Annotated in this window: 10 protein-coding genes; 4 read left to right on the top strand and 6 right to left on the bottom strand. The window is 63.2% G+C overall.

What is annotated here, in order from left to right; all coding sequences use genetic code 11:
- The 3 genes from MOV75_RS19865 to MOV75_RS19855 form a co-directional block, all read right to left on the bottom strand.
- On the bottom strand, positions 1-443 hold a 443-nt coding region (locus MOV75_RS19865; protein ID WP_247006431.1), incomplete at its 3' end, for a TetR/AcrR family transcriptional regulator.
- A gap of 130 nt (positions 444-573) precedes the next feature.
- Positions 574-939 (bottom strand): hypothetical protein, encoded by a 366-nt coding sequence (locus tag MOV75_RS19860; protein WP_246921729.1) that lies wholly within the window; start codon positions 937-939, stop codon positions 574-576.
- Positions 940-998: 59 nt separating this feature from the next.
- Complete coding sequence (locus tag MOV75_RS19855) at positions 999-1,403, bottom strand: YciI family protein (RefSeq protein WP_246921727.1); 405 nt, start codon at positions 1,401-1,403, stop codon at positions 999-1,001.
- Positions 1,404-1,840: 437 nt separating this feature from the next.
- Between MOV75_RS19855 and MOV75_RS19850 the strand changes: the two genes are divergently transcribed.
- The 4 genes from MOV75_RS19850 to MOV75_RS19835 all read left to right on the top strand — a co-directional run bounded on the left by MOV75_RS19850 (position 1,841) and on the right by MOV75_RS19835 (position 5,870).
- Positions 1,841-3,505, top strand: coding sequence for a PAS domain-containing methyl-accepting chemotaxis protein (locus tag MOV75_RS19850; RefSeq protein WP_246921724.1), 1,665 nt, complete (start codon positions 1,841-1,843; stop codon positions 3,503-3,505).
- 193 nt (positions 3,506-3,698) lie between these two features.
- Positions 3,699-4,475 carry an SDR family NAD(P)-dependent oxidoreductase gene (locus tag MOV75_RS19845; protein ID WP_246921721.1) on the top strand — a complete coding sequence of 259 codons (777 nt, stop codon included), beginning with the start codon at positions 3,699-3,701 and terminating at the stop codon, positions 4,473-4,475.
- Between the two features lie 149 nt (positions 4,476-4,624).
- The gene (locus tag MOV75_RS19840; protein WP_246921718.1) at positions 4,625-5,059 is read left to right on the top strand and encodes a hypothetical protein; all 435 of its coding nucleotides are present in this window, start codon (positions 4,625-4,627) and stop codon (positions 5,057-5,059) included.
- A gap of 454 nt (positions 5,060-5,513) precedes the next feature.
- Positions 5,514-5,870, top strand: coding sequence for a hypothetical protein (locus MOV75_RS19835; protein ID WP_246921715.1), 357 nt, complete (start codon positions 5,514-5,516; stop codon positions 5,868-5,870).
- A 102-nt stretch (positions 5,871-5,972) separates the two neighbouring features.
- Here MOV75_RS19835 and MOV75_RS19830 read toward each other — a convergent pair whose 3' ends face one another.
- The 3 genes from MOV75_RS19830 to MOV75_RS19820 all read right to left on the bottom strand — a co-directional run.
- Positions 5,973-6,386 (bottom strand): VOC family protein, encoded by a 414-nt coding sequence (locus tag MOV75_RS19830; RefSeq protein WP_246921712.1) that lies wholly within the window; start codon positions 6,384-6,386, stop codon positions 5,973-5,975.
- A 30-nt stretch (positions 6,387-6,416) separates the two neighbouring features.
- Entirely contained in the window at positions 6,417-6,956 is a 540-nt protein-coding gene (locus tag MOV75_RS19825) for an SRPBCC family protein (protein ID WP_246921709.1), read from the bottom strand.
- A gap of 167 nt (positions 6,957-7,123) precedes the next feature.
- Positions 7,124-7,895 (bottom strand): RNA polymerase sigma factor (locus MOV75_RS19820; RefSeq protein WP_369010464.1); only part of this gene is annotated, 772 nt, incomplete at its 5' end.

The following is a 7,895-nucleotide window of genomic DNA, read 5'->3' as shown; positions in this document are numbered from 1 at the left end:
AGCCTCTCGGCCGCGGCGCGCATGATGTTGAAAGCGCGCTCGCTCGCAGCCTGTAGCGCCGGATTGGCATCGACCGGCAAGCCGGACTCGAACATCGCGTTGTAAAATGCGGGCTCCTCGCGGGCGAAAGCAAGATAGGCCCTGCCGACGCGCTCGAACGCGGTGACCGTGTCGGGATGCCCGTCGTCCCAGGCCGCGGTCAGGCGCGCCTCGAATTGCTCGAAACCGCGCTGAGCGATCGAGGACAACAACTCGTCGCGGTCCCGGAAATGCCGATAGGGCGCCGCCGCGCTGACGCCGGCCATGCGCGCGGCATCGGCGAAGGTGAAGCCGGCCGCGCCCTTCTCGGCAATCAGCCCGAGAGCGGCCTGCAACAGGGCTTCCTTCAGATTGCCGTGGTGATAGCCGCGCTCGGCGCGGCGCTGCTCCTTGCGCCAGCTCATGTGAACGATCTTTACATGAGCCAGGCGTGAAGGTCACTAGCGGGAATCGAGCGCAATGAATCCCGTACTTCCACGGGTGATGCCGGGCCGGAGCGACGACTCGCGCCCGGAAATGGCGCCTTGGCCGCAGCTACATCTGCGGAATTGGCAGCACGGGCATGACCTCAATCGCCTCGCCCGGGAAGATCGCAAAATGCGGATGGTTCTCGAACAGTTTTGCAGCTTCCTCTTGCGAGGCAGCGCGCACCACCGTGAAGCCGGTCAGCGCATTGCTGATCTCGGTGATGCCGCTCGCGTCGATCCTGCGGGTCTTGCCGAGCGGGCCGCCCATCTCGACGATGACGTCCTTGTGCTTCTCGACCCAGCCGTGCCAGGCGGCCATGCCCTCGCGCTCCTTTGCCTTCCGTTCCGCCTCGGGCATCGCATGCCAGGCCTTCATCTTCTCGCCACTCATGCTGCCGAGGTAAATGGCGAGGAATCCGTGTTCGGTGCTCATCGGTCTCTCCCTTGTTGATATCGTGATGACGGCCGCGATCTCTTCGCGGCCAATGCGGGCTATGTCTTCAGGTCGTCAAAACCGGCGGCGGCCGCTTGCACGTCGGGCGGAAAGTCGCCGATCTCCTGCACCTGCCTGATTTCGATGATTTCGTTCGGCGAGGCCGGGCACTGCTTTGCCCAGGCAATCGCCTCGGCCCGCGAGGCCACCTCGATCATCCAGTAGCCGCCCAGGACTTCCTTGGCCTCGGCGAATGGGCCGTCGGTGACAATGGGCTCGCCGGTCGCAAACGACACCCGTGCGCCCATCGACGGCGGATGCAGACCGTCGAGCGTGATCAACACGCCCGCGTCCTTAAGCGTCTCGTTGTAGCGCATCATCGCCGCGACGCGCTCGGGATCGAGTTGCACGTCCGGCGGCGCGGTCTCGTAGCCGAGCGGAATCATCAGCATCATGAATCGCATGAGGTGTCCTCTGTACTCCCGTCATTCCGGGCGCGCCGAAGTTGGGCCGCTGGAGTGACGACGGTGCCGTTGTAAGACGAACGCGGCTGCCCAAGACCGACAAGGGCGAGGAAATTTTCTCAAGGAAATCTCCGCGGAGGCCGACAGAGCCGATGTCGTCAGCGCTGCCGAACCCGCTGCCCCTGGGGAACTGCGTCAACACGCCGCGAAAAATAATTCCCGCCTCGCCCGTACAAATACGGCCACCATATGAACTCCCGCGTGCATATGGAGCCAGAACGCTCGCCGGTTGAAATAGATGGCTAACGCACGTGAAATACGGGAATAGGCCGTGTGGTTCGCCTGGGTTTACAAACGCTCAACGAGAGCATGCAATTTTTAGAGCGGGAGAAACCGGTACGTCAGTGCCGATTCGCGCTACAAATTGCGGGGCATACGTGTTCAATTTCCAGAGCAAGAAGGTCAGGCACGCCGTCGCTGAGGTCGAGGCGCTCGACCGGTCACAGGCCGTGATCGAATTCGGTCTCGACGGCACCATCCTCGATGCCAACGAGAACCTGCTCAAGATGAGCGGCTACACGCTGGCCGAGATCAAAGGCAAGCACCACAGCATCTTCGTCAGCCCGGCCGAGCGCGAGAGCGCTCGCTACCGCGACTTCTGGGCCAGCCTGAACCGCGGCGAATTCCAGACCACGCAATACAAGCGTTTCGGCAAGGGCGGCAAGGAGGTCTGGATCCACGCATCCTATGCGCCGCTGCGCGACGAGAACGGCAAGGTCATCAGCTTCATCAAGTTCGCCACCGACATCACGGCGTACAAGATCAAGACCATGGAGGATTCCGACAAGTTCGCCGCGATCAACCGCGCGCAGGCCGTGATCGAATTCAACATGGACGGCACCATCGTGACCGCCAACGAGAACTTCCTGAGCGCGATGGGCTATTCGCTCGACGAGATCAAGGGCAAGCATCACGGAATGTTCGTGACGCCCGAGGATCGGGCGAGCGCGGCCTATGCCGCGTTCTGGGCCAAGCTGAACCGCGGCGAGTTCGAGGCCGCCGAATACAAGCGGCTGGGCAAGGGCGGCAAGGAGATCTGGATCATCGCCACCTACAATCCGATTCTCGACGATAACGGCAAGCCGTTCAAGGTGGTGAAGTTCGCGACCGACGTCACCGCCCAAAAGATGAAGGCGGCCGACAATGACGGACAGCTCGCCGCCATTCAGAAATCACAGGCGGTGATCGAATTCAACATGGACGGCACGATACGAACCGCCAACGAGAATTTCCTCAAGGCGATGGGCTATTCGCTGGCGGAGATCAAGGGCCAGCACCACTCGATGTTCGTCGAGCCGAATGAGAAGAATTCGCCGGCCTATCGCCAGTTCTGGGAGACCCTCAACCGCGGCGAATACCAGGCCGCAGAATACAAGCGAATCGCCAAGGGCGGGCGGGAGATCTGGATCCAGGCCTCCTACAACCCGATCTTCGATCTCAACGGCAGGCCCTACAAGGTAGTGAAATACGCCACCGACATCACCGCACAGGCCATCGGCCGCAAGAAGGCCGACAATGCGCGCGGGCTGATCGAGGCGGTCGCGGCCGGCAGCGAACAGATGAGCGCCTCGATCCGCGAGATCTCCGAGACCATGGCGAAGTCGCGCGAGACCTCCAAGGTTGCGACGACGAGGGCCGAGTCCGCGGACAGTCAGGCGCAGAAGTTGGCCGCAGCCGCGCAGGCCATGAGCGGCATCGTCGAGATGATTTCGGGCATCACCAGCCAGATCAACCTGCTCGCACTCAACGCCACGATCGAATCGGCGCGTGCGGGCGAAGCCGGCCGCGGCTTCGCAGTGGTCGCCTCCGAGGTGAAAAGCCTCGCAAACCAGGCCAAGCAGGCGACCGACACGATCACCTCCGAGATCGACGCGCTGAACGTCATTTCGGGCGACGTCGCCAGCTCGCTCACCGCCATCAAGGCCGCGATTGCCGGCGTCAACGAGTTCATCGCCTCCACCGCCGCCGCAGTCGAGGAGCAGAGCATCGTGACATCGGATATGTCGGCCAATATGCAGCGCGCGTCGGCGGAGCTGGCGTAGACGCCATCTCCTTCATTTCCACCTCCGTCATCCTTCGAGGCCGCTGAAGAGCGACCACCTCAGGGTGACGGTTTGAGGGCGTGAGCGCTCGACTCCATTGCCAGTGATCGAGCCCTTTGTTCTCCGGGCCAAAGCGCAGTAAAAGGAGCCGCGCTCACGCGCCGCCCTCCCCGGACACAGGACAAATCAACCAATGCCGCAAGCCCCGCTAAAGACCGCCCTCGTCACCGGAGCCGCGCGCGGCATCGGGCTTGCGACCGCGAAGAAGTTTTTGGCCGAGGGGTGGCGCGTGGCGCTGCTCGACATCGAGGGCGAGTTGCTCGACCGGGCGGTCGCCGAAATCGACCAAAGCGAGGCGACGCTGGCGCTGACCTGCGACGTTTCGGACGCAGCCGCAGTGAGCGCTGCGATGACGGCGATCGAGCGGCGGTTCGGCCGGCTCGATGCGCTCGTCAACAATGCCGGCATCGCGGTGTTCGCGCCGCTGATGGAGACGTCCGAGGCCGATTGGCGGCGTGTGCTCGAGGTCAACCTCACCGGCCCGTTCCTCTGCACCAAGGCGGCGGTGCCCTTGATGCGCGAGGCCAATGGCGGCGCCATCGTCAACATCACCTCGATCTCGGCGGTGCGCGCCTCGACGCTGCGCTCGGCCTACGGCACCAGCAAGGCCGGGCTCGCACACCTGACCAAGCAGCTCGCAGTCGAGCTCGCCTCGCTGGGCATCCGCGTCAACGCCGTCGCGCCGGGGCCGGTCGACACGGCGATGGCGAAGCAGGTGCACACCAAGGAGATCCGCGCCGATTATCACGACGCGATTCCGCTCAACCGCTACGGCCTTGAGGAGGAGCTTGCGGAAGCGATCTACTTCCTGTGTTCCGCGAACGCGAGCTACATCACCGGACAAATTTTGGCCGTCGATGGCGGTTTCGATGCGGCAGGTATCGGCCTGCCGACGCTGCGCGGTCCGTAACGGGTAGTACATTGTGGGGTGGGGCAGGAATTGTAGGGTGGGCAAAGGCGCGCGAGCGCCGTGCCCACCACTTCTCCGGATTTGCGGTGACGATGGTGGGCACGCTACGCTTTGCCCACCCTACGAAAACCGAGCTCGTGGAGTGCTCCATGCGACGCGCTTTCGTCAAAGCCCTGATGCTTGCATTCGCACTTCTGGTCAGCACGCCCGCCGCCGCCGAAATCCGCATCATCCAGTCTCCGGGCGGGCAGGTCGGGCCGTTCCTCGATTTGTTCGAAAAGGTGCGCGAGAGCGGCGAGCGCGTGGTGATCGACGGCCCCTGCCTGTCTGCCTGCACGTTGGTGCTGAGCATCGTGCCGGGCGAGCGCATCTGCGTCACCAAGCGCGCCGTGCTCGGCTTCCATGCGGCACGCTCGGTGGACCGGCGCGGGCGCTTCTATGCAGAGCCCGAGGCATCCGAGGCAGTGCTTGCCGCCTATCCCGGCCCGGTGCGCGACTGGATCAGCCGCCACGGCGGCCTGAGCTCCCGACTGCTGCTGTTGAAGGGGCGCGATCTCGCCGCAATCTATCCGCGTTGCCGGTGACGATTCGCGATCACGCGCGCTCGCCGCCGGTGACGATCAACGATCGGAACCGCTGCACAATTCAGCGAGGGAACTTGCCGTCTAGAAAAAAACCTGGACGACCGGCGCAAGCTTCATGCTGACGCAGATGAGCATTCCCCAAAGAGCAAAGTTGATTTGTAGCGCCGCCGCCATCGGTCGCTCCCTTCCAAGTCACGTCCACCCCAGCTTGTACTTATTGTGAAATAGAACTAGCGATTTTGACGCGGAGTTCACAGCCTAATATTACGCCAGTTGTTGTGCGATGCGATCTGCATCATTTCACGAAGCGGCCTCACTGCGCTCGCAAAGTGATGCGAGAGCAAATCGCCATATTCAGCCGGCCGGGCCACGCCGTTTCCCTTGAGTTCCATTTCAACCGACGCGACGCAAACCTTCTCACGCGCATTTTGCGCGCCGCGCCAAGAGGTCCGGCATGATTCGACACGGCTTCGTCTTGCTCACTTTTTGCGCAGCGCTCATGGGATGCGCAGTCGCGCAGGAGCGTCGTCCGATCGCATGGGACGGCCTCGGCCGAGACCCCAACATAGCGCCGAACCGCCCGCACGTCACAAAGCAGCGCGTGACGAATCAGGCAGCCGCGACAAGCGATCCCAATCAGGAGCGGGAGAGAGTGCTCGGCACCTTGCGGCCATACTCGGAGGCCTGGTGGGCGGTGCATGACGAGATCGAAGCGGAGAACGACAAGCAGCTCGGCACCAAGCTCGTGATCTGCCCCAGCTGCGTTCAGTCGCCGCGGCAAGGCGAAGACGTGACGGGATCGCTCCGCTGAGACCGCTCACGATTGATCCGGACTTGACCCGTTGAATCCCCTCTCCCGCAAAATGGAGAGAGGGGACTGCGGCTCGTTAGATCAGGCAGGCGCTCGCGACCGTCACATTCCGTCCGCCGGGCAGTTCACCATCCAGGGAATGCCGAACTTGTCGACGCACATGCCAAAGCCCTTGGCCCAGAACGTCTTGCTGAACGGCATGTTGACGGCGCCGCCGTCGGCGAGCGCGTTGAACTTGCGCTCGCCATCCGCGGGATCCCTAACCGTGAGCGAGATCGCAAAGCCCTGCGGCTTGTGAAAATGCTCAGGCGGGGAATCGGAAGCCATCAGCACGCTGCCGTCGGGTAGTGACATCCGCGCGTGCATGATCATCTTTTCGCGCCCTGGCGTGGCGGGCACCTCCGGCGGTGCGTCCGAGGCGCGCATCATCGCATCGACCTTGCCGCCGAGAACCTTGGCGTAATAGTTGAACGCTGCTTCGCAATTGTCCTGGTAGAACAGATAGGGATTGAGCATCGTTTCTCTCCTTTTCGTTGGTCGTGAGGCTTATTGCTTCTCGGTGAGCTTCTTCAGGCTGGCGAGGCCGGCCTCGAAATCCTTGCCGATCATGCTGTCCATGTTGATGAACACCTGCATCACTTTCGACAGGAACGGGGCCGGACCGTACATCGCCCATGTGACCAGTGTGGCATCGCCTTGCGGCACAAAGGTGAATTCGGCGGTGTTGTGGCCTTCGAAAGGCCGCTCGAAATCGAGCTTGATGCGAAGCTTTGACGACGGGTTCGCCTCGAGGATCTCCATGTGGCCGGCCCCGACATTGTTGTTGCCGTCCCAGGCATAGGTCGCGCCCTTGCCGACCGCAGTTCCTCCAAAGATCCGCTTCATGGCGGGATCGCGTGTCTCGTAGGGTGACCAGGCGGTCCAGCGGTGGAAATCGGCGACCACCGGATAGATCGCGTCAGTCGGCGCCTTCACGGCGAGGCTGCGTTCGACGCGGAAAGTGTCGGGCTTGGTGAGGGCAAAGACGAGGATGCCGGCAAGTCCGGCCGCGAGGACGATGGCAATGACGGCAATGGCTTTCAGCATGAGGGGCTCCGTGGATACGGGCTTAGGACGAAGGAGGATGGCTGGGGCCGACAATTGATGGAATGAATTTTTCGATCGTCATTCCGGGGCGATGCGAAGCATCGAACCCGGAATCTCGAGATTCCGGGTCTGGTCCTTCGGACCATCCCGGAATGACGCGTGCCGCGTCACTTCGCCTTGGCGCTTTCCCTCGGCTTCGGCTGGCTGTCCCGGATCAGGCGATCGAGATGCATGCGGATGTGGGCGGCCTCTGCGGACGTGTTGGCGAGGGCGATGGCCCGATCGAAGGCGATGCGGGCTTCGTCGTTGCGGCCGAGCTGCATCAGGAAGGCGCCGCGCACGCCGTAGAAATGGAAGTAGTTGGCGAGCTTCGGCGCCAAGGGCTCGATCAATTCGAGCGCGGCTTGCGGCCCCCGCACCTTGGAAACCGCGACCGCGCGGTTGAGCGTCACCACGGGAGACGGCTGCACAAGCTCCAGCGCGCCGTAGAGCAGGTCGATCTGCGCCCAGTCGGTCTCCTCCGGCGTCGCCGCGCGGGCATGCAGCGCGGCGATTGCGGCCTGGATTTGATAGGGCCCGCTGCGGCGGTGGCGCATCGCCTTGTCGATCAGCGCAAGCCCTTCCGCGATCATGGTGCTGTTCCACAGCGAACGGTCCTGATCGTCCAGCAGGATCAGCGAGCCATCCGCGGCAAAGCGCGCGGCACTGCGCGCATGCTGCAGCAAGATGAGCGCCGTGAGCCCCATGATCTCCGGCTCGCTCGGAAACAGCCGGAGCAGCAGGCGCCCCAACCGGATCGCCTCCTCGCAGAATGGCTTGCGGATCTCGGCGGTGTCGCCGCTCGCCGAATAGCCCTCGTTGAAGATCAGATAAATCATCGCCGCGACACCGGCGAGCCGCTCGGAGCGCTCGACCGCGCCGGGCGCTTCGAACGGCGTC

The organism is Bradyrhizobium sp. PRIMUS42 (genome assembly GCF_023006515.1).
GTDB lineage: Bacteria > Pseudomonadota > Alphaproteobacteria > Rhizobiales > Xanthobacteraceae > Bradyrhizobium.
This window is presented reverse-complemented; position numbering and strand designations above follow the sequence as displayed.

Bases quoted from the DNA above. Each gene is read 5' to 3' on its own strand.
- MOV75_RS19860 (WP_246921729.1), bottom strand. From the start codon at position 939: ATGAGCACCGAACACGGATTCCTCGCCATTTACCTCGGCAGCATGAGT.
- MOV75_RS19855 (WP_246921727.1), bottom strand. From the start codon at position 1,403: ATGCGATTCATGATGCTGATGATTCCGCTCGGCTACGAGACCGCGCCG.
- MOV75_RS19845 (WP_246921721.1), top strand. From the start codon at position 3,699: ATGCCGCAAGCCCCGCTAAAGACCGCCCTCGTCACCGGAGCCGCGCGC.
- MOV75_RS19840 (WP_246921718.1), top strand. From the start codon at position 4,625: ATGCGACGCGCTTTCGTCAAAGCCCTGATGCTTGCATTCGCACTTCTG.
- MOV75_RS19835 (WP_246921715.1), top strand. From the start codon at position 5,514: ATGATTCGACACGGCTTCGTCTTGCTCACTTTTTGCGCAGCGCTCATG.
- MOV75_RS19830 (WP_246921712.1), bottom strand. From the start codon at position 6,386: ATGCTCAATCCCTATCTGTTCTACCAGGACAATTGCGAAGCAGCGTTC.
- MOV75_RS19825 (WP_246921709.1), bottom strand. From the start codon at position 6,956: ATGCTGAAAGCCATTGCCGTCATTGCCATCGTCCTCGCGGCCGGACTT.